Origin of the sequence: Psychrobacter sp. M13 (assembly GCF_030718935.1) — a bacterium.
Classification (GTDB): Bacteria; Pseudomonadota; Gammaproteobacteria; order Pseudomonadales; family Moraxellaceae; genus Psychrobacter; species Psychrobacter immobilis_G.
The window spans coordinates 1,035,722-1,056,068 of the sequence record NZ_CP132194.1; the positions used below are offsets into that span (position 1 = coordinate 1,035,722).

The window sequence follows — 20,347 nt, forward strand, 5'->3', positions numbered from 1 at the left end:
TGTTTATTTTAGATTTGTTAAAACTTTTAATTTCAGGCAAAATTAGCGCAGTATTTTATCGGCAGTATTTTTGATACGTGTGATAGATCATTAAAAAAGCAAGTCATGCTGTCAGAATAACTGCCTATTACCCTTTATACATTATACTTAATCACCCTCAAATCATCGACACATAAGGCTTTTCATGATTACCCCAACCGATGTATTGTTTATCCTACTTGGCGCTATTATGATTTTGGCGATGCACGCAGGCTTTGCTTTTTTAGAAGTGGGTACAGTACGCGAAAAAAACCAAGTCAATGCATTAAGCAAAATTTTGGGTGATTTTGCCATATCAACGATGGCCTATTTTTTTATTGGCTACTATATCGCTTATGACGTGAGCTTTTTTGTCAGTGCCAGCGAATTAGTCGAGTTCAATGGCTATGAGCTAGTCAAGTTCTTCTTTTTGCTGACCTTTGCAGCAGCGATTCCCGCTATCATCTCAGGTGGTATCGCTGAGCGTGCCAAGCTTTGGCCACAATTTATCGCCACTTTTGTCATTGTCGCCATAGTTTATCCGACCTTTGAGGGCATCATTTGGAATGGCAACTTTGGTTTTCAGGACTGGCTTGAGACTAGCTTTGGTGCGCCTTTTCATGATTTTGCAGGGTCAGTCGTTGTCCATGGTATGGGTGGCTGGATTGCGCTGAGCGCTGTACTACTCCTAGGTGCACGGCGCGGACGCTATAAGGATGGTCGTATCAATGCCCATCCGCCATCATCGATTCCTTTTTTGGCACTGGGTTCTTGGATACTGATCGTTGGCTGGTTTGGCTTCAATGTCATGAGCGCACAGCGTATTGAGGGTATCTCAGGCCTAGTCGCGCTCAATTCACTAATGGCAATGGCAGGTGGCACGCTAGCTGCGACTGTCATAGGTAAGAACGATCCAGGGTTTATGCATAATGGGGCGCTGGCAGGTCTAGTGGCAATCTGTGCTGGCTCCGATATCGTACATCCACTTGGGGCGCTGGCTATCGGTGCGGTATCAGGCGCGATATTCGTCTATATGTTTACGATTACGCAAAACAAACTTAAAATTGACGATGTCCTTGGTGTTTGGCCTTTGCATGGTATCTGCGGAATTTGGGGCGGTATCTCAGCTGGCATTTTCGGTAGCGTCGCACTTGGCGGCCTTGGCGGCGTTAGTTTTATCTCGCAAATCATAGGTAGTGTCGCAGGTATGCTCTTTGCGACCATTGGTGGGTTGATCGTTTATGGGATTTTAAAGCACTCAATCGGCATTCGCTTAAGTGAAGAAGAAGAGTTCGATGGTGCCGATTTATCTATTCATAAAGTATCAGCGACTTATAGTAAGAACGGGTTTTAGATCGTTAAGCGTTTTAGAGACTTAGCTAGATATAGATGCAAATCTATATTTAGCTTTTTTTATTTTAATTGAGGGTTCTTAAAAACTTTTATCACGACGCTTTGCTAGTTTAGCAGACACAAAAAAACCCCAAACAATCTAATGTTTGAGGCGAAACTTACTTAAACTTAAGAGTTTAAATTCGTTTTAAATATGGCGCAGCGGACGGGACTCGAACCCGCGACCCCCGGCGTGACAGGCCGGTATTCTAACCAACTGAACTACCGCTGCTAAGGTCGTACTAGCTTTTGTCTGATTAAAGACCCACTTGCTAATAAGTGGTGGGTGATGACGGATTCGAACCGCCGACATTCTGCGTGTAAGGCAGACGCTCTACCAACTGAGCTAATCACCCTGATAAGCGTCAAGAAAACGTTCGGGGAACGTTTTTAGCTTCGCAAGAGAATTTTCCTTAAAGGGAAAATTCTGGAACTATAAGAACCATACTGTTCTTCCAATCCCTTAAAAGTCATAACGTTTAAAGTTGTCACCCTCTAAACTAACTTCTAACAACTCAAAGCTCAATAAAGCCCCTTGCTGTGGGTGTGTATTATATACATCTGATTGCGCCTGTCAAATATTATTTCATCTATTACTAAAATATTTTGCGTTATGCTTTATAAAATGACTGCAAGGACTAGCTATTGGCTGTGCAGTCGCCTATTGTGCCGATGCCAAAAGCTATTATACTACTTACTTTGTACAACTATTATTCTAAAACTATTATCTTAAACAACGAAAGAATACCTAAAAAATTATCGTATTAGATAAAAGGAGGCCGATATAGACGCTACAGCTGCTGAACCAACTGCCCCTTGGTCTTGGGTCGACCTTGCAGGATATGGCTGGATATTGCATATCTTAGTGATGATTGTGATGACCCTACGGATTGTCTCAGTACAGCGCAATATCGGAGTAGCGATTGCGTGGATTGCGATGCTCTATACGCTACCTATAGTAGGCTTAATCGCTTATTTATTATTGGGTGAACCTATGATAGGTCGTCGCTACCGTCAGCGTATGCAGCAGGCACAGCTATTGACTAACGAGATGGCGGTGCGTGAGCGCCTGATATTGGATAAAGGTCAGAGCTTACTACCAGACAACTATCGCGGCGTCAGTCATATTGGTACGCGCTGGACGGGCTTTGGGGTTTATCCTGATCATCAGATGCAGCTACTCACCAGCTCGCAAACGATCTTTGAACGTCTGATCATCGATATAGACGAGGCTAAGCGCAGTATCTTAATAGAGTTTTATATTATCTATCCTAAGGGTCAGGTGCTTGAGGTATTAGCCGCTATAGTAGCAGCTGCTCAGCGCGGGGTTGAGTGTCATATCTTAGTCGATAGTGTGGGTAGCTTTAGCTTTTTCAACAGCTCTGAACATAAAGCGTTGGAGCGTGCAGGAGTGCTAGTACATCAGTCGCTGCCCGTTGGGTTATTTAAGACTTTGTTTAAGCGCTCGGACTTACGCAATCATCGCAAAATAGTCGTTATTGACGAAAATATTGGCTATACGGGCAGCTTTAATCTGATTGATCCAAAGTTTTTTAAGCAGGATAAAAAAGTAGGTCAATGGATAGATGTAATGATACGTAGTGTCAGCTATCAGCCGATCAGTATCGCCACCGCGATGGCAAAAGTCGTGGTTACTGATATTGGTGCTGAGAGTAAAAGCAATTTGGATGCGCTACATCAGCGTATGAATACTTATACTCGCAAGCTGTATGTGCTGCCACCGACGATCAATGATATCGATAGACGGATACAAGTGAGTAATGATGCTGATCACTCAGACAGTCAATCGGCTCAGCACTTATCTCACCAATTAGCAACAGGTATAAGTCCTATCGAAATTGCGCCAATGCCAACGGTTCATAACGTCATAGCCCAGCTGATACCCTCCGCGCCGCAAGTGACCGCTCATGTTATCTACAATACCTTAGTGACGCTGATCCATCGTGCTAATAAGTGTATTCAAATCACCACTCCGTATTTTGTACCAGACGAGGCGTTATCAGGAGCGTTAGCCACAGCCGCGAAGCGTGGCTTGGATGTGACCCTTATTATTCCTGAAAAGGTAGATTCGTTCTTAGTTCAGCACGCCTCGCAAGCTTATTATCAAGAGCTGCTTGAGGCTGGAGTCAAGATTGCGCTATTTAAAGGCGGATTGCTGCATGCCAAAATGGTCGTAATCGATAACGACTATTGTCTGTTTGGTACGGTCAATATCGATATGCGTAGCTTTTATCTCAATATGGAGGTCAGCTTAGCCATTTATACCCCTGAGATGGTCGCACAAATCGCGGATTGTCAGCGCTGTTATTTACAAAACTGTCGCTATTTAGAACTGGTAGAGTGGCAACAGCGTCATGGCTATCAGCGTCTATTCGATAATATGGTACGTCTGTTTAGTCCGTTATTGTAGCGCTTAGACTTTTGGGTTAAGGTAGTATCGATTGTTGTTATTTTTGAGGTATATAGATGGGCTTATTTTATGTTCGCTAACGTTGCTGTTTCTACTACAAAAACACCGCTAGATTATATGGCTGAGGGCTATTGGCAGGATTTTTTAGCGCAGCGAGCTATCGCGGGTGGTATTGCCTATGAGCAGCCATTACATGCCTGTCAATTGGATGAATCGCTACTCAGTCTGCAGCGTATCGATATATTACTCAGTCAAATACGACGCGATATCATCAAGTCAGATGAGCTCAATGAGGCAACAGTGTTAGCGGATGAGCGCTATCGTAACCTATTTATATTTTTAGCATTTTATGCAGGCCGAGTATTGGCTGAACAAGGGCGTTATATACCCAATTGGTACAGTCAATTTGAGCTGGCTAAGCGCTATCCCAATTTGCCTATAATAGAGGATGATTTTTATCAGCATATAGCGGTGGTCCATTGTGATAATGCTGAGTCGAATGATAGGGTGCTAAGCGCCTTATTTTTTGCTTTAGAGCCAATAGGACAGCGGCTATTCGGTAATATTGATCGTCAGTTCACAGCTATACAAGGTGGACAAGTGGCAAGTGGTCTATATCAAGCCGTGTTAGAGCGGCTGCCTAAAACAGTAGTCAATGAAAATTTAGAGACTAAAAGTTCAGATGCTAGAAATGTAAATGATAAAAGATCAGTCAATGATGACTTAAGGGTTAAAGACTCAATTGCTACTATCGATAATAGTGATGATAATGATAATTCGTCTCAGTCAATAGCTAATAAAGCCTTAATTAAAGAGTCCACTATTAGCGAAACAGCTGCAGTTAAATCAAATATTGTCGATCGCGCCAGTAGTGAACCTAGCTTTAAAAAGAGTGCTTCACAACAATTTACGGTTATCACGAACAAACCAGTAACACCGACGCCAGAGATTTTTATACAGCTATTGGCTGAGCTGAACAGCATAGAAGTCGTGCAAGCTAATGGCAATGAAGACTATAGCCAAGCGTGCAAAACCTTAGATCAGTTTGAGCGTCATATAGCACGGCAAAAAACAGCTCGCAGCGAAGTTGATTTCTCAGATGCGCATCAACAGCAGCGTCAGCAAGCGCTTATCAAATTGCAAGATGCTGCTAGCGTTGGTCATACTGGCGCTATGCTGAGGCTCGCTATGTACGAGCTATTAGGTGAAGGCTTAGTCGCTGATGCTGATAATAATACTGATAAAAAGGCCAGTAAAGAGGCAGGCATTGAGTTGGTTAAGCAAGCGGCTAATGCCAATGACAGTCGCGGACAGCGTCTGCTAAGTCGTCTATACTATCGAGGTTTCGGGGTCACGCAAGATATACAAAGCGGTAGACACTGGCTTGAGCAGGCGGCCAACAACGGTCATAGCGAGGCGGCAACTTTGGTCGCCGAGTGGCAACAAGCACAGACGCTTATCACGACTCGCCAGCAAGAGCAGCACAGTACTAAGCGCTATCAATGGCTTATTATAGCAGTGATAATAGCGGCTATTGCGTTGATTGTTTTTGCATAAAAACTATTGCTATAGTGCGCTACCGTGCTTTATTTTTAAATGTTATCTTTAATTAAAAGAAGCTATTTTTGCATAACTTCTTTTATTATATCTCTCAATTACTCACACTTATTATTCTGAGCACTGACATGCCGTCCTTTGATCCGCTATCGTCCAAATCTAATGTCAAATCCGAGCCTTTAAATAAATCTCAAGTGAGCCTGCCACCTTGGTACTATCGTTCAGCTATCGCTGTCCTAAAGCCTCTATATCGGCTGCAAGTATGGAGGCGATCCCATCAGCGTGATAATTACCAGCAAGAGGTTGCGCAGCGTTTTGGTAAGCAGTATCCGCCCGCGCCAAAGGCTGACTCTAAAAACAACAGTAATAGAACCATTTGGTGTCATGCGGTCTCTTTAGGCGAGACCAATACCGTAGCGCCGCTACTCGATGCGCTCATGGCGAATGGTTTTACTATTTGGCTGACCAATACTACCCAGACGGGGTTCGCTCGTGGAGCTAGTCGCTTTGCTGATGATATTACAGCGGGGCGACTGAGTCATAGCTATGTGCCCGTTGATAGTCCAGCGGTGATTGAGACATTTTTGGCGCATGTCCAGCCGATCGCGGCGATGTTTGTAGAGACTGAACTGTGGGCAAATATCTTAACCAAGCTCTCAGAGCAGCATATTCCCAGTGTTTTAGTCAATGGACGCCTGTCAGAGGCATCTTTTAAGCGCTATCAAAAGATAGCTAGCGTAAGCGCTAGTATGATGCAAAATCTAACCCTGATTATTGCGCAAGACGAGGAATCAGCCCAGCGCTTTAGTCAGCTTGGCGCGCATAGCTCACAAGTACGTGTTGGCGGCTCGCTAAAGTGGGTGATTAACACCCCAAAAACTGCTAGTTCAAGCACTACTCAAAACGCTAAAGATGATAAAAATCTTAAATCAAGTTCAGATACTAAGAACAAGCCAGATGTTTTTTCAAGCAACGCGCATCGTCCAATTTGGATAGCAGCTAGCACGCATAGTGGCGAGGAGAGAGCGGCTATAGCTTTGCATAAGCAGCTGTTATCGAACCCAGCCCTGAATTTAGCATCGAATCCAGAACTGGCAAATAGCTTATTAATTATTGTACCTCGACATCCTGAACGCTTTGATGAAGTAGCAGAGTTAATTGCATCAGCTAAGCTTACGATGGCACGACGCAGTGTGGATGATACTATTACTGCGCAAACGCAAGTCTATCTAGCCGATACTATGGGCGAGCTGATGCTGTGGTATAGACAAGCAGATGTAGCGCTAGTCGGTGGCTCACTGGTCGATATTGGTGGTCATAATCCAGTGGAGCCAGCTAGTGTCGGCACGCCAATAATAATGGGTCAATACACACAGTCCTGTCAAAATGTGGTCGATAAACTAGCCAGTGTAGGGGCGTTATACCAGCCTAATAATCCATTTTATAAAGCGATTGCTGCCAACGATAATCCTCTAATTGAATATAACCAAGCGACGAAAAACGAACCTTTGATCGCTGCAACAAATCAAGGCGATACTGATCCTATGGTGCTCATTTATTTGCAATTACAGAGTTGGCTGAGTCATTCAGAGCAAGCTCGCCGCGCAGGACAAGCAGGCGAGCAGCTAACGGCTCAACAGCGCTCAGCGTTGACCAAGCAATTGGCTATGATTGAAGAGGTCATTGAGTCGTCTACGAGCGTCGATCAAGTAAAGAGATAGTATGAACTGTATTTTATTATCCTCTACTGATTTTGTGCAGCACAACGCGGGTTATATGGCGCAGATTACAGCGCCTGCGCAGATTACTCATGTTCATAATATCCTTGGCGCGCAAGTAGGCGATACGCTAAAGATTGGCATGCTCAGTGGCAATCTTGGTACGGCTATTATCGATACTATGACGAACGGTAATATTCGATTGCGAGAAGTCCAGTTAACGATTCCGCCACCTGCTAAGCTCGATGTCACCGTCGTTTTGGCTTTGCCACGTCCTAAAGTACTGCGCCGTCTTATCATGGATATGACCGCGCTTGGCGTGCGCGATATTGTATTAATAAATAGCTATCGAACCCAAAAGAGCTATTGGCAAAGTCCGATGCTCAGCCGTCTTGATGAGTTTGTGCTGGAAGGGCTGCAACAAGGCGTGGATACTATCGCGCCGACTATCATTTTGCAAAAGCGCTTTAAGCCCTTTGTAGAGGATGATCTGCCAGCGTTAATAACAGATCGGGCTATCATCGCACATCCTTATGCACCGCTTTCATTAGCAAACTATTTGCGGCAATCAGTAGAAGAGGCCTTACCGAGTGTGGTGTTTATTGGTAGTGAGGGCGGCTGGATAGATTATGAGATTGAGCTTCTACAAGCGCAAGGTTGCCAAGCGCTCAATATTGGCGCTCGAGTATTAAGAACAGAGGCGGCTGTCAATGTGGTTTTGGGGCAGTGGCTGATACATCGTTAGTTACCAAACAAATATTCGCGTATAAAATCTATTATTTTAATAACGTAATAGGATACTGCTAAAGGCTAATACAAAAGAAGTTATAAGAAGTATTTATAGGTTAAATAAATGTATTGATAATTAATCTCATTTCCATTAGTATACTGTTTTAGTTATTTAACCGCTCTATTGCTATTTATTTTTCGCTATATATGCTGATTTTACTGTAGCTATCATTGCACTATTTTGGAGACTTCCATGCCGTCAAAAACGCTTAACACTTCACTATCCTTAGCTAATCCTGCAAAACTTGGCTTATCTGTTGCTGTATTTAGCTTGATGTTAGGGCTGGCAGGTTGTACTAAGTCAGAAACAGCTGATGCTGACGCGCCAGTAGATAGCACGGTGGCAGTAAGCGACAATGATGCCGCTGTCGCGCCAAGTAGTGATCAAGTGGTTACGATTTACTCATCGCGTAATGAGCAATTGATTAAGCCATTATTAGATAAATATACTGAAGAGACTGGGGTCAAAATTGAGCTAGTTACGGATAAAACAGGCCCGTTAATGGCACGTCTGCAAGCGGAGGGCAAGAACACCCCAGCCGATATGCTGTTGACGGTAGATGCTGGTAACTTATGGCAAGCGGCTGAGCAAGGCTTATTACAGCCCGTAACCTCAAGCGTGCTTGAAGCAAATGTGCCTGCCAAATATCGTGATCCAAAAGGCCAATGGACAGGGCTATCATTACGTGCACGTACTATTCTTTATGATCCTAGTAAAGTTGACGCCTCGCAGTTATCGACTTACGCTGATTTAGCTGATCCCAAGTGGAAAGGTAAGCTGTGCCTGCGCACTTCAAAATCTGTCTATAATCAGTCATTAGTAGCCAGTATGATAGAGAATTTAGGCAGTGATGAAACTGAGCAAGTTATTCGTGGCTGGGTTGATAATTTAGCGACCGATGTGTTTACCGATGATACTAGTTTACTGGAAGCTATTGCCGCAGGTCAGTGTGAAGTTGGTCTTACCAACAGCTATTATTACGGTCGTATCCTTGATGAAAAACCTGATTTCCCAGTACAGATATTCTGGGCCAATCAAGACACTACTGGCACGCACGTCAATATCTCTGGTGCTGGGGTAATTGCCAACTCTGATAATCCAAGCGGCGCGCTAAAATTGATGGAGTGGTTGTCATCCGATGAAGCGCAAGGCATTTATGCCAGCTCAGACAAAGAGTTTCCAGTCAAAGAAGGGGTCGATAAATCAGAGCTACTTAAATCATGGGGCGAGTTCAAACCTGATAATATCAACGTACAAAAATTTGGCTCACTGCAAACTCAAGCGATTCAAATGATGGATAAAGCAGGATATAAATAATAACTGTTGAGTATTCATAAAAAAGCACTATTGATAGCTAAAACGGTAATAATTAGATGATTAAAGCTTTATGGTAACGGTATCAAAAACAGCTGATTATGGCTCTGATGATAATAATAATGATGACAACGCGATCTCTGCAGGCCGCGTTGTTAGTCGAGACCATACCATTATTCGCCGTGTACTATCCAAATCAGTCTTAGGACTGATTTCGTTGTTTATGCTCATACCGATTGTTATCGTGTTATTTTCTTGGACGCAGCCGGTTGCTGATATTTGGCAACACATGGCAGATTATGTACTGCCACAAGTGCTCAAAAACACCGCCATATTGCTATTAATGGTGACTGTCATCTCCGGCACTATCGGCACGGCGTTGGCGTGGGTTACCAGTATGTACCGCTTCCCAGGACAGCGGTTTTTTTCTTGGGCGCTGATGTTGCCCTTAGCTATGCCCGCTTATGTCCTAGCCTTTGTCACTATTGGCATCGTTGACTTTAGCGGCCCACTGCAAACAGGGCTGCGTGATTTAGGTATTAGTACCGCTATTCCTTCCGTGCGTAATATTTGGGGCGCAGGCTTAGTGCTCTCGCTCGCTTTTTATCCTTATGTCTACTTGCTGGCACGTCAAGCGTTCTTATCGCAAGGTCGCCGAGCGATTGAAGCAGGGCAGATGCTAGGCTTAAGTCGCAGTCGGGTGTTTTTTCGCTTGGCACTACCGCAGGCGCTACCTTGGATTTTGGGTGGACTGCTGCTAGCGACTATGGAGACCTTAGCGGACTTTGGTGCGGTGTCGGTATTCAATGTTGATACTTTTACCACCGCTATTTATAAAGCTTGGTTTGGCTTTTTTAGCCTAACGACCGCCGCGCAATTAGCCGCCTTACTTATTGGGGTGGTCTTTATCGTAGTACTCTTTGAGCAATATTGGCAAGCTCGTCGCGGGCAGGCTATCACTCAAGGCAGCAATCGTCGTCTTGAGAGCAGTAAAAGCGCTAAATTTGGCATGAGTCTACTGTGTACTAGCATATTTCTCATTGCTTTTTTAATACCGTTTTTACAATTGGTTTATTGGACGGTGCTGAACTACAAGCAAGATTTTGATGAGCGTTATATAGACTTTGTGATTAATAGCTTATTAATAGCCAGTATGACCACCTTATTGATCGCAGTATTAGCGGTGATTATTGCTTGGATTAAGCGTCAGTATCCTGATAAAAGCACTAAGCTAATGACTACGTTTGCCACGTTAGGCTATGTGGTACCTGGTACGGTGTTGGCGGTAGGCGTTTTTATTCCTATTGCTTGGCTGGATAATCAGATGATCGCTACTGGCATCACCTCCCATCAAATATTATCAGGTAGCGTGATTGTGATGCTACTGGCTCTATCGACACGCTTTATGACGGTAAGCTTTCAGCCTGTCGATCGGCAATTGCAACGTCTAACCGTCAATCAAGAGGCTGCGGCCAAACTGCTTAGCGACAGCCCTGTGCAGCGCTGGCGACAAGTGGTATTACCGGTACTCAGTCCTGGGGTGTTAACGGCATTGCTAATGGGCTTTGTAGAGGTGATGAAAGAGATGCCGATCACCCTGATGACCCGACGCCAAGGCTGGGATACTTTAGCTGTGCGAGTATTTGAGATGACTAGCGAAGGTATGTGGGGACGCGCGGCACTGCCTAGCCTCTTGATCGTAGTGGTTGGGCTGATTCCTGTATGGATATTGCTGCGTCAAAGCGATAAAACCAGCTAACAAAAGATAATTTTTGCCCTTAGCAAGTGTACGATTGTACGATACAACTCATTTATAGCCTATTGGTGACGTTTATGACTACCGAATCAGTTTACAACTTAGCCGACCAGCCGATTTCTAATAAGGATTTGGTTAAAGTGCGCCTTGATAGCAAAGGGCAGCCGTTAGTCGCTGTGCAACAAATGCAACAGCTGCCAGTTTCTAAACCGCTCAATCATATTCGTGACGCTGCGGAGCAATATATTCCCAATAAACCTTATCTTGCTGTACAAGATTTAATCGTTGGTTATGATGATACGACGGTGGTCAATGGTTTATCGCTATACTTGCAACAAGGTGAGATCGGTTGCTTTTTGGGTTATAGCGGTTGTGGAAAAACTACAGCGCTGCGAGCGATAGCAGGCCTTGAGCCGTCGCGTCAGGGTATGATTAGTCTCAATGAGCAACGATTGACTGAGCAAACCAAAAGCACCTCATTTACAGTAGCACCCGCCAATCGTGGTATGGGCATGGTGTTTCAGGACTATGCGCTATTCGGTCATTTGAGTGTCGCCAAAAACATCGGTTTTGGACTGAGCAAATGGTCTGCCAGCGACAAAAAAGCGCGCGTGGCTGAGATGTTGGAGCTGGTTGGTTTGACAGAACATGCCAGTAAGCGTCCAGCAGAGCTATCTGGGGGTCAGCAGCAGCGGGTGGCGCTCGCACGGGCGCTTGCACCAAAGCCTAAACTGTTATTATTGGATGAGCCATTCTCGAATCTTGATGTCGTGTTGCGCGAGTCACTGGCTATGAGTGTGCGCGATATTCTAAAGCGCACCAATACTACGGCAATTTTGGTCACCCATGATCAAAACGAAGCTTTTGCTTTAGCGGATAAAGTTGGGGTGATGCATAATGGCAAACTGGTACAGTGGGCCACCCCAAGCGAGCTTTATCATGAGCCGATTAGTCCTTTCGTCGCTGAGTTCGTCGGTGAAGGGGCGATGATAGATGGCATCATACAAGAAGGTCATGTCGAGACTATATTAGGTGATATTTATCGACCAATGGAGGTGTACGACTCATCAGGGCAGCCGCAGTATTGTGAATATGACTATCCTAATGGTACGGCGATTAAAGTATTAGTCCGTCCTGATGATATTATTCATGATGATGATAGCACTCAGACTGCGCTTGTGATCGGGCGCGTATTTCGCGGTGCAAACTATCTATACCGTTTGCAATTAGAGGATGGGCAGACCGTATTATCGCAAGTGCCCAGCCATCATAATCATGCGGTGGGCACGCATATCGGTATCTTGCCTATGCTTGAGCACGTTGTCGTCTTTGATGAGAAGAACATCAATGCTACGACTTGGTCAGATTACAATAAGGCTTAGACTAAGCTTCAAGTTGCCTGATAAAAAGCTATCTGATAAGAACCCTTAGCGAGTCGCTAGAATATGCAAATAGCGACCCAGTCGTTTAAAAGGCTCTTGACGCGAGTAGCGCAGCTCCATTCTTATCACTTCCTTGGGCACGTTGTGACCACCGCGTTTGAGCGGCGCGTAATCGTGAAATACTCGTAGACCACTCTCTGTTACTATCTTGTAGTGATGATCAGCAAGCCAATGCTCAACCTCAAGCTTAGCGACAGGATGGTTGGGCGTGAGGCTTATTTTATTATCCGCTTGATAGCCGTCCGCACTAAGCAAGCTATCAAGCAGATTAAAATTACCCATAATCAAGTTACGATACTCAAAACTCGCAGGATTATAAAAGCATAAAGATAATGCGCCAGTAGGCGTGAGCTGACTATCAAAAAAGTCCATAATCTCAGCGGGTTTCGCCAACCACTCTAATAGCGCATGACAGAGTATCAAATCAAATTTTTCTAGCGGTTTATTATTTGGGTCAGCTGCTAATGTCTTTGCAAGTTCTTGATAAGGGCAGACAATCCATTTTATTTCACCAAACGCATTCACCTCACAATCATTTGTATCTACTGCCAATTGCTTAAAGCTTGCTTGCGCTTTAGTTAGCATATTAGCTGAGATGTCATTAACCACGACGTTATGACCTTGTATTGCCAGCTCTATAGCAATCTGTGCCAGACCTGCACCGACATCTAAAATACGCAGAGGACGACCTAAAACCTTAGTCAACTCATCTACATACTCAAAAATATCACGACGCAATACCGCCAGTCGAATATCTCCTTTGAGACCACCGTAGACTTTTTTTTCAAAATGATCCGCTACGTCATCAAAGCTACGATCGACCCGTGGCTCTTGCTCTGCCATCTGTGTGCTATCACTCATAGTTATTTCTTACTCTTACTTTTTTTAAAATATTTTTGACTCATGCTAAATTACTTCAGTTCCGTGGTCGTCTTAGCACCCATTTGAACACCAATTTTGAGAGTAGGATAACCACAAACACGACGATAAAGAACACCCAAATACCTGTACCTACTAGGTTATCTCGATAGGTCATAGCCAGATAAGTGGAGAGTACTATAGCGACTAATAGAGAACCCCAACGTATCAAGGGCAAAACTTGAGATTTATAACTGGGGAAAGCGAGCGCATAGTCACTTGAAAAGCTATACAACACCATAGCTAGCACCCAAACGATTGCAAGAATAATATCCATGATAAATGTCAGCCTTTATAGGAGTAGCATCGCAAAGCTTTTGGATGCCAAAATTAATATTTATGAGTCAACAGTGTAACCAACAAAAATTATTTGTCTAGATAAAGATGAACCACCATTTTATAAGTTCATCAAAATTAATTTGACTTCTACTGACAGATTTTAAAGTAGCTTTTTATAATCGTTTACGGTATAAACAGTAAGGTATGAGCAACAATGTCAGATAAATATTAACTGCTGTATAGATTACCTAATATCTATTTTTTTGACCGCTGATATGACTTACTTCTATTTATTGACTGCTAAGGATAGCACTAATGACTATATCTAAAGATAGCGCTAAGCTAATGACTTGTCCCCATTCATCTTCCATTGCTCACGTTATTAAAAAACCTATAATGACTCGTTGTCTGCTATCAGTCGCTATCAGCCTATCTATCGCGGGCGCCGCTCATGCTAGCGAGTACAATAGTGTCACATTTTTTGGTGATAGTTTAACTGATGGTGGTTTCTTTAGTCCCATCACTCAAGGTAATTTAGGACTTGCAGAATCAGGACAATTCACCACGAATCCTGATAATGTGTGGGCAACCTCTTTTGCTGAACAGCTAGGTACGACAGCAGTTGCCAACACTTTTGGTAGTCCTTTAACGGGCAATAACTATGCTATTGGTGGTGCACGAGCAGGTGTGGACGTTGTTAACAATAGTTTTGGATTTCCTATTACCGTTGCTTCTGCCAACACCCAAGTTGATAACTATTTAGCTAATAATGAAGTTGATTCCAAAGGTCTGTATGTTGTGTGGGCAGGAGCCAATGATTTATTTGCAGCATCTGGAGCAACCAGTGCCTCTGATGCTCAAAATATCGTTATTGCAGCAGTTGGTAGTCAAGTTGAAACTACTCAGACACTTAAAGATAGTGGTGTCAATTATATTTTAGTACCGAATATTCCTGATATTGGTATCACTCCTGACTTCATTGCTGATACTACTTTGACAGGCGACGATCTTTTGCAAGCACAGACGACTCAAGCAGTAGCAACTGCTACTACTAATGCATATAATCAGGCGATGCTTAGCGGTGTAGCATCCACTGGTGCTAATATTATTCCACTAGATATGTATAGCTTAACTCAGCAAATCAGTGCCAATCCAGCCGCTTTTGGCTTTACTAATGTGACTGATAGAGCTTGTACAAATATATCTCCGTCTGACAGCTCTCTATTTTGTGGTTCTAGCGATCTAGTAACCTCAAATGCTAATGAAACTTACTTCTTTGCCGATGGTGTTCATCCTACGGGTCGCACGCATCAGCTAGTAGCGGATTATGCCAATGCAGTAGTCACTGCGCCGAGTCAAATTGGAGTGTTGCCACATATTGCGACTAAAGTAGGCCTGGCCACTAGCGAGCGCTTGCAGTCACATATTAACCAAGTTCAAAGCCGTGAGCAAAGAGCGGCGCGAACCGCTTGGGCAACTGGAGAAGTTGGTACCGCTGATATCGCAGGGTATGAGAGCGATGGTAACGCTCAGCTACTCGTAGGGGTAGACTTTGCAAATGCAAATATGGGCAGCTTTACTAACGCTGTAACAGGCTTATATGCCAATATTACGCGTAAGGATTTTGACCGCTCAGGTAATTCTTCAGGTCTCAGTGATATCGGTATTGATGAGCTAGGTTTTGGTGTTTATCATACGACTACCTTAGAGCAGTTAGGCGGTATACAACTCAATGGCGCTATTGGTTATGGCTCAATGGATGTCGATGTTACGCGTTCAGTCAACTTGGGCGGCACTATTCAAAACTTTGACTCAGATGCCGACGGAAAACGTTACTACGCTAACCTGCAAGCAGGCTATCCAATGCAAGTGAGCAATATTGACGTAACGCCTTATCTTGGTGCAATGATCAACCGTGTCAAAATCGATGCTTTAGAAGAGCAAGAAATATCTGGTATTGCCATGCAATTTGATGAGCAAAAATATACGACCACTTACGGTAAGCTTGGTGTCAAAGCCAATCATACTTTAGCAGCTAATCTTAATATTTTTGGAGATGTTTATTATCAAAATCGTCTAAGCGATGATCGTGATGCTGTTTCAGCACGTTTAAACACTATTCAAGGTATTAGCTTTGAGACCCCAACTATCGACACTGACGATGATAACTTCGGTATGACACTAGGACTAGCTCGCAACTTTGGCCCGCTCAACGCTAATGCTGGTATTAATTTCACACAAGGGGATGACGATGATTCAACGAGTTTCTTCATTGGTCTAAATGGTGCATTTTAAACACTTAAACTTATCTCCAATAGTCTTAAGCTTTTAATAAACTGCCAAGCATTGAAAAGTGTTTGGCAGTTTGTCGTTTATAGGTCCAAAACTGTGCTTTAAGTAGAACTAACTCATTGGTAGAAATATTAAAGTCTGCCAAGCAAAAACGCCTAACAATAAGATAATTCATATCCTAATAAACACTCAAAATGACTTTTAACGATAGGCTGATTTAGGTAGTTTAATAGCATCTAAATGCCCCTAAATAGGCAATTTTGTGCTAAAATACACTTTGTTTTTTAGTCCCTTTTCTATTAAAAATAGCATCTTTATATTTCTCTTGTTTTGCCTCTAAAGCAGTGCTTTTTATGATGTATATATATCGATATGAACTGCGCATTTTGCAGCAGTATTGATTGATGATCATAAGCGCTATAGCTGGCTATGAAAAGTTAGCTGCAATCTTTAATGCAAACATTAGAGCTGAAGATGAATAACGGAGTGTATATGAGCGACTCGATCAGTCCTATTGCCATCGTCGATGAATTAAAGCAGTCCTATCTGGATTATGCGATGAGCGTGATCGTCTCGCGCGCGCTACCTGATGTGCGTGATGGCTTTAAGCCTGTGCATCGCCGAGTGATGTATGCGATGCATGTGTTATCGAACGACTATAATAAAGCCTATAAGAAGTCGGCGCGTGTGGTAGGCGATGTCATTGGTAAATATCATCCTCATGGAGATAGTGCAGTCTATGATGCTATCGTGCGGATGGCGCAGGACTTTAGCCTCCGCTACCCAATGGTTGATGGGCAAGGTAACTTTGGCTCAATCGATGATGATCCACCAGCGGCGATGCGTTATACCGAAGTGCGCATGACCAAGCTGACCCACCAGATGCTCGCTGATCTTGATAAAGACACTGTCGATTGGGAAGATAACTACGATGGCTCTGAGCGTATGCCTAGCGTATTGCCAGCTCGTGTGCCTAACTTGCTAGTCAACGGTGCAACAGGTATCGCGGTCGGTATGGCGACCAATATGGCACCGCATAACTTGACCGAAGTGATTAATGCTTGCTTGGCCTATGCGCACAATCCACAGATCTCAAGCGATGAGCTGATGACGCATATTTCAGGCCCTGACTTTCCTACAGGCGGTATTATTTATGGCCGTGCGGGTATCCAAGACGCTTACCGCACGGGTAAAGGTCGTCTGCATATCCGTGGTCGCTATCATATCGAGCCGATGACGGATACGGGCGTCAACCGTGATCGTGAGCGTATTGTATTTACCGAAGTACCTTATCAATCTAATAAAGCCAAGATGATTGAGCGTATTGCTGAGCTGGTACGTGACAAAAAGATTGAAGGTATTAGTGAGATACGCGATGAGTCTGATAAAGATGGTATGCGTATCGCTATTGATCTTCGTCGCGGTGAGACTGCGGAAGTTATCGTTAATAACTTGTTTCTGCAAACGCCGCTTGAGTCCAGCTTTAGTATCAATATGGTGGCGCTCGATAATGGTCAGCCAAAGCTATTAACTTTGCGTCAGCTCATTGCCGCGTTTGTCCGCCATCGTCAAGAAGTCGTTACCCGCCGTACTATTTATGAGCTAAATAAAGCCCGTGTCCGTGGTCATTTGCTCGAAGGCTTAACTGTAGCATTAGCTAATATCGATGAAATAATTGCCGCTATTAAAGCCTCTGCTAGTCGCGGTGAAGCTCGTGAGAGCTTATTAAACAATACTTGGGGTTCAGGTAGCGTAGTTGCGATGCTAAAAGCGGCTGGTAGCCAGTCGGTGCGCCCTGATTATATTGAAGGCGAAGACCCTAAAGCACCGTTTGGTTTGATCGTGCATGAAGACGCATCTAAGCAAAGCTATCGTTTATCACTTGATCAAGTCAACGCTATTTTAGAGATGCAGCTGCATCGCTTGACGGGTCTTGAGCAAGACAAATTAACCGAAGAATATCAAGATCTACTGCGTGAAATCGCCAATCTTGAGTCTATCTTAGGCGACTTTGATAAGCTGATGACTATTATTTCCAATGAAATGATTGAGATTCGTGACAACTTTGGTGATGAGCGTCGTACTGATATTATCGATTCACGTACTGACTTTAGCCGTGAAGATTTGATCCCTGAACAAACGGTAGTCATGACCGTATCGCGTACGGGTTATGCCAAAACTCAGCCAATTGATGATTATGTCGCACAAAAACGTGGTGGTAAAGGCAAGTCTGCGACCGCGATGAAAGAAGATGACGTCATCGATCATTTAATCGTGACCTCAACGCATTCAACCGTGCTGTGTTTCACCGATACGGGTCGCGTCTTTAGTTTACGTGGTTTTGAAGTGCCGATTGCCAGTCGCGGCGCACGTGGTCGACCCTTAGTGAATCTTATTGGTTTGACGGGTGATGAAACGGTCACCACTATCTTACCAATCCCCAAAATGGTAGAAGAATTATCTAGCAAAAATGAAGTAGCTTTAATAGATAGCGATTTGGTAAGCGATGACGAATCACTAGAAGATAGTAATGCCGCTGAGCCGCCTTTTGTTTTCTTTGCAACGGCCAATGGTACGGTCAAACGTGTTGAGCTCAAGCAGTTTGCTAATATTCGCTCTAATGGCCTGATTGCCGTCGGACTTGAAGAAGGCGATAAGTTAGTCAGCGCTCGTATCACTGATGGTAGCCAAGAAGTTATGCTGTTCGCCTCAAGCGGTAAAGCTATTCGCTTTAATGAGACGGATGCTCGCGCTATGGGACGTACCGCCAAAGGGGTACGTGGTATGCGTCTTGCTAGTGATGAATTCATTAAATCATTAGTAGTTATCGAAGATGATGTCCATGAAATCCTAATCGCTTGTGAAAAAGGCTTTGGTAAACGCACCTTTGTTGATGAGTTCAATACTCAGCATCGCGGCGGCGGTGGGGTTATCGCTATCAAGACCAGCGAGCGTAATGGCGCACTCGTTCGTGCCACTAAGGTTGATCCTGAAGATGATATTATCCTGATATCAGATAAAGGTACGCTAGTACGTACACCTGTTGAGCATGTGGCCAGCTCGGGTCGTAATACTCAAGGGGTGACCTTGATTCGTCTATCAAAAGATGAGAAGCTGGTCGCTATGGCGAGAGTTGAGCATGAAGAGGGCGATGATGACGCTTTGATTGATGCGATGAAAGAGGACGGTACATTTGCGGTTGAGGGTCAAGAGCAAGCAGAGGTAGACGCTGCGGCTAATGCTGGCATAGATGAAGTCGATAACGCGGATATCAGTGAAACTATTGATATTGCTAACGATTATAATCCACAAGATGACTCTTGATGTTAGACACTTGACTAGGCTTATAGAGTCAGTCTGATCTTCAGCAAATGATCTAAAACCTCTCAGTAAAAACCTCTAACATCACTGTTAGAGGTTTTTATTTTTTTGCTTATGCCATTGTCAATGGCTCTGACATTTTCTGTCGATTTTTACTAGTATTCAAAATGAGAACATGTCTTAATATTATTTTTATATACGGTATTAATGGTGATAGTAATAAGCTACTATTGTTTATCTGCCTTTATACAATGATTATTTATAGTGATACAAACTTTGCAGCGATGCTGAGCTTTGCGGTAATTTTAAGCTTTACGGTAATTTTAAGCTTTGCAGTAATTCTAAGTTAGGATAAGTCATGTTACATTTGCATCATTTAGAAAACTCACGCTCATTTCGTATTTTATGGCTATTAGAAGAGCTGAAAATAGATTATGAGCTGACTCGTTATAAACGTACTAAAGCCTATTTGGCACCTGATAGCCTAAAGAAGGTTCATCCGCTAGGGCATGCACCGATATTAGAGGTTGACGGTCGCTGTTTGCTTGAGTCTGGTTTTATTATTGAATACCTGCTCAAGCATTATGACGAACAGCAACGGTTTAAGCCTGCTGATAACGATGAGCTTGCTTGGGAGTATTATACTTTTTGGCTGCATTATTCAGAGGCTAAAGCGATGCCGCCTTTGGTCGTGCGCTTAGTCTTTAATAAGATTGTGGACAGAACGCCTTTTCTTATTAAGCCTGCCGTCAAATTTATGCGCAGAAGAGTCGAAAAAAGTTATATTGCTGACAATATCTTAGCTATGTTGGCACTCATGGAGCAGCATCTAGCAGATAATCTATGGTTTGCAGGAGAGAGCTTTAGCGCTGCTGACATTCAGATGTATTTTGTGGCTGTTGCTGCCAAGTCTCGTACACCGCTAGGTAGTGGCGATTATATTAATGTCATGAATTGGCTCAAACGTTGTCAGCAGCGCACAGCCTTTAAGCGCGCTGAAAAAAAGGGTGGTCACATAACTCTTTAATATATTACTCTCTAAAACTAAAAATTCTAGTTTATATAAAAGAGACGGGTTACTGCTGTTTTAATCGTTTCTCTTTTAATCATCTTATTGTA

Annotated in this window: 13 protein-coding genes and 2 tRNA genes; 11 read left to right on the forward strand and 4 right to left on the reverse strand. The window is 43.7% G+C overall.

The window, feature by feature from the left end; translation table 11 throughout:
• Positions 1-184: 184 nt before the first annotated feature.
• Entirely contained in the window at positions 185-1,372 is a 1,188-nt protein-coding gene (locus Q9G97_RS04365) for an ammonium transporter (RefSeq protein WP_371747909.1), read from the forward strand.
• A 193-nt stretch (positions 1,373-1,565) separates the two neighbouring features.
• Here the strand turns inward: Q9G97_RS04365 and Q9G97_RS04370 are convergent.
• Both Q9G97_RS04370 and Q9G97_RS04375 read right to left on the reverse strand, forming a co-directional pair.
• Positions 1,566-1,642 (reverse strand) — tRNA-Asp (locus Q9G97_RS04370).
• Positions 1,643-1,690: 48 nt separating this feature from the next.
• Positions 1,691-1,766, reverse strand: a tRNA-Val gene (locus tag Q9G97_RS04375).
• Positions 1,767-2,278: 512 nt separating this feature from the next.
• On the opposite strand from Q9G97_RS04375, the gene Q9G97_RS04380 reads away from it, so the two are divergent.
• The 7 genes from Q9G97_RS04380 to Q9G97_RS04410 all read left to right on the forward strand — a co-directional run bounded on the left by Q9G97_RS04380 (position 2,279) and on the right by Q9G97_RS04410 (position 12,358).
• On the forward strand, positions 2,279-3,841 hold the full coding sequence (locus Q9G97_RS04380; protein ID WP_305900266.1) for a cardiolipin synthase: 1,563 nt from the start codon (positions 2,279-2,281) through the stop codon (positions 3,839-3,841).
• 69 nt (positions 3,842-3,910) lie between these two features.
• A complete protein-coding gene (locus Q9G97_RS04385; protein WP_305899864.1) occupies positions 3,911-5,398 on the forward strand; it encodes a tetratricopeptide repeat protein in 1,488 nt (495 codons plus the stop codon).
• 128 nt (positions 5,399-5,526) lie between these two features.
• On the forward strand, positions 5,527-7,119 hold the full coding sequence (locus tag Q9G97_RS04390) for a 3-deoxy-D-manno-octulosonic acid transferase (RefSeq protein WP_305899865.1): 1,593 nt from the start codon (positions 5,527-5,529) through the stop codon (positions 7,117-7,119).
• 1 nt (position 7,120) lies between these two features.
• On the forward strand, positions 7,121-7,861 hold the full coding sequence (locus Q9G97_RS04395; RefSeq protein WP_305899866.1) for a 16S rRNA (uracil(1498)-N(3))-methyltransferase: 741 nt from the start codon (positions 7,121-7,123) through the stop codon (positions 7,859-7,861).
• A gap of 237 nt (positions 7,862-8,098) precedes the next feature.
• A complete protein-coding gene (locus Q9G97_RS04400; protein WP_227680361.1) occupies positions 8,099-9,223 on the forward strand; it encodes an extracellular solute-binding protein in 1,125 nt (374 codons plus the stop codon).
• Between the two features lie 70 nt (positions 9,224-9,293).
• Entirely contained in the window at positions 9,294-10,979 is a 1,686-nt protein-coding gene (locus tag Q9G97_RS04405; RefSeq protein WP_305899867.1) for an iron ABC transporter permease, read from the forward strand.
• A gap of 74 nt (positions 10,980-11,053) precedes the next feature.
• A complete protein-coding gene (locus Q9G97_RS04410) occupies positions 11,054-12,358 on the forward strand; it encodes an ABC transporter ATP-binding protein (protein ID WP_305899868.1) in 1,305 nt (434 codons plus the stop codon).
• Positions 12,359-12,403: 45 nt separating this feature from the next.
• Here Q9G97_RS04410 and Q9G97_RS04415 read toward each other — a convergent pair whose 3' ends face one another.
• Positions 12,404-13,279, reverse strand: coding sequence for a methyltransferase domain-containing protein (locus Q9G97_RS04415; RefSeq protein ID WP_305899869.1), 876 nt, complete (start codon positions 13,277-13,279; stop codon positions 12,404-12,406).
• 55 nt (positions 13,280-13,334) lie between these two features.
• Positions 13,335-13,613: a hypothetical protein gene (locus Q9G97_RS04420; RefSeq protein WP_305899870.1), complete on the reverse strand. Its 279-nt coding sequence runs from the start codon at positions 13,611-13,613 to the stop codon at positions 13,335-13,337.
• Between the two features lie 317 nt (positions 13,614-13,930).
• Between Q9G97_RS04420 and Q9G97_RS04425 the strand changes: the two genes are divergently transcribed.
• The 3 genes from Q9G97_RS04425 (at position 13,931) to Q9G97_RS04435 (ending at position 20,255) form a co-directional block, all read left to right on the forward strand.
• The gene (locus tag Q9G97_RS04425) at positions 13,931-15,910 is read left to right on the forward strand and encodes an autotransporter domain-containing protein (RefSeq protein WP_305899871.1); all 1,980 of its coding nucleotides are present in this window, start codon (positions 13,931-13,933) and stop codon (positions 15,908-15,910) included.
• A gap of 489 nt (positions 15,911-16,399) precedes the next feature.
• Positions 16,400-19,231: a DNA gyrase subunit A gene (gyrA, locus tag Q9G97_RS04430; RefSeq protein WP_305899872.1), complete on the forward strand. Its 2,832-nt coding sequence runs from the start codon at positions 16,400-16,402 to the stop codon at positions 19,229-19,231.
• A 355-nt stretch (positions 19,232-19,586) separates the two neighbouring features.
• Positions 19,587-20,255, forward strand: a complete 669-nt coding sequence (locus tag Q9G97_RS04435; RefSeq protein ID WP_305899873.1) for a glutathione S-transferase — start codon at positions 19,587-19,589, stop codon at positions 20,253-20,255.
• The last annotated feature ends 92 nt before the right edge of the window (positions 20,256-20,347 follow it).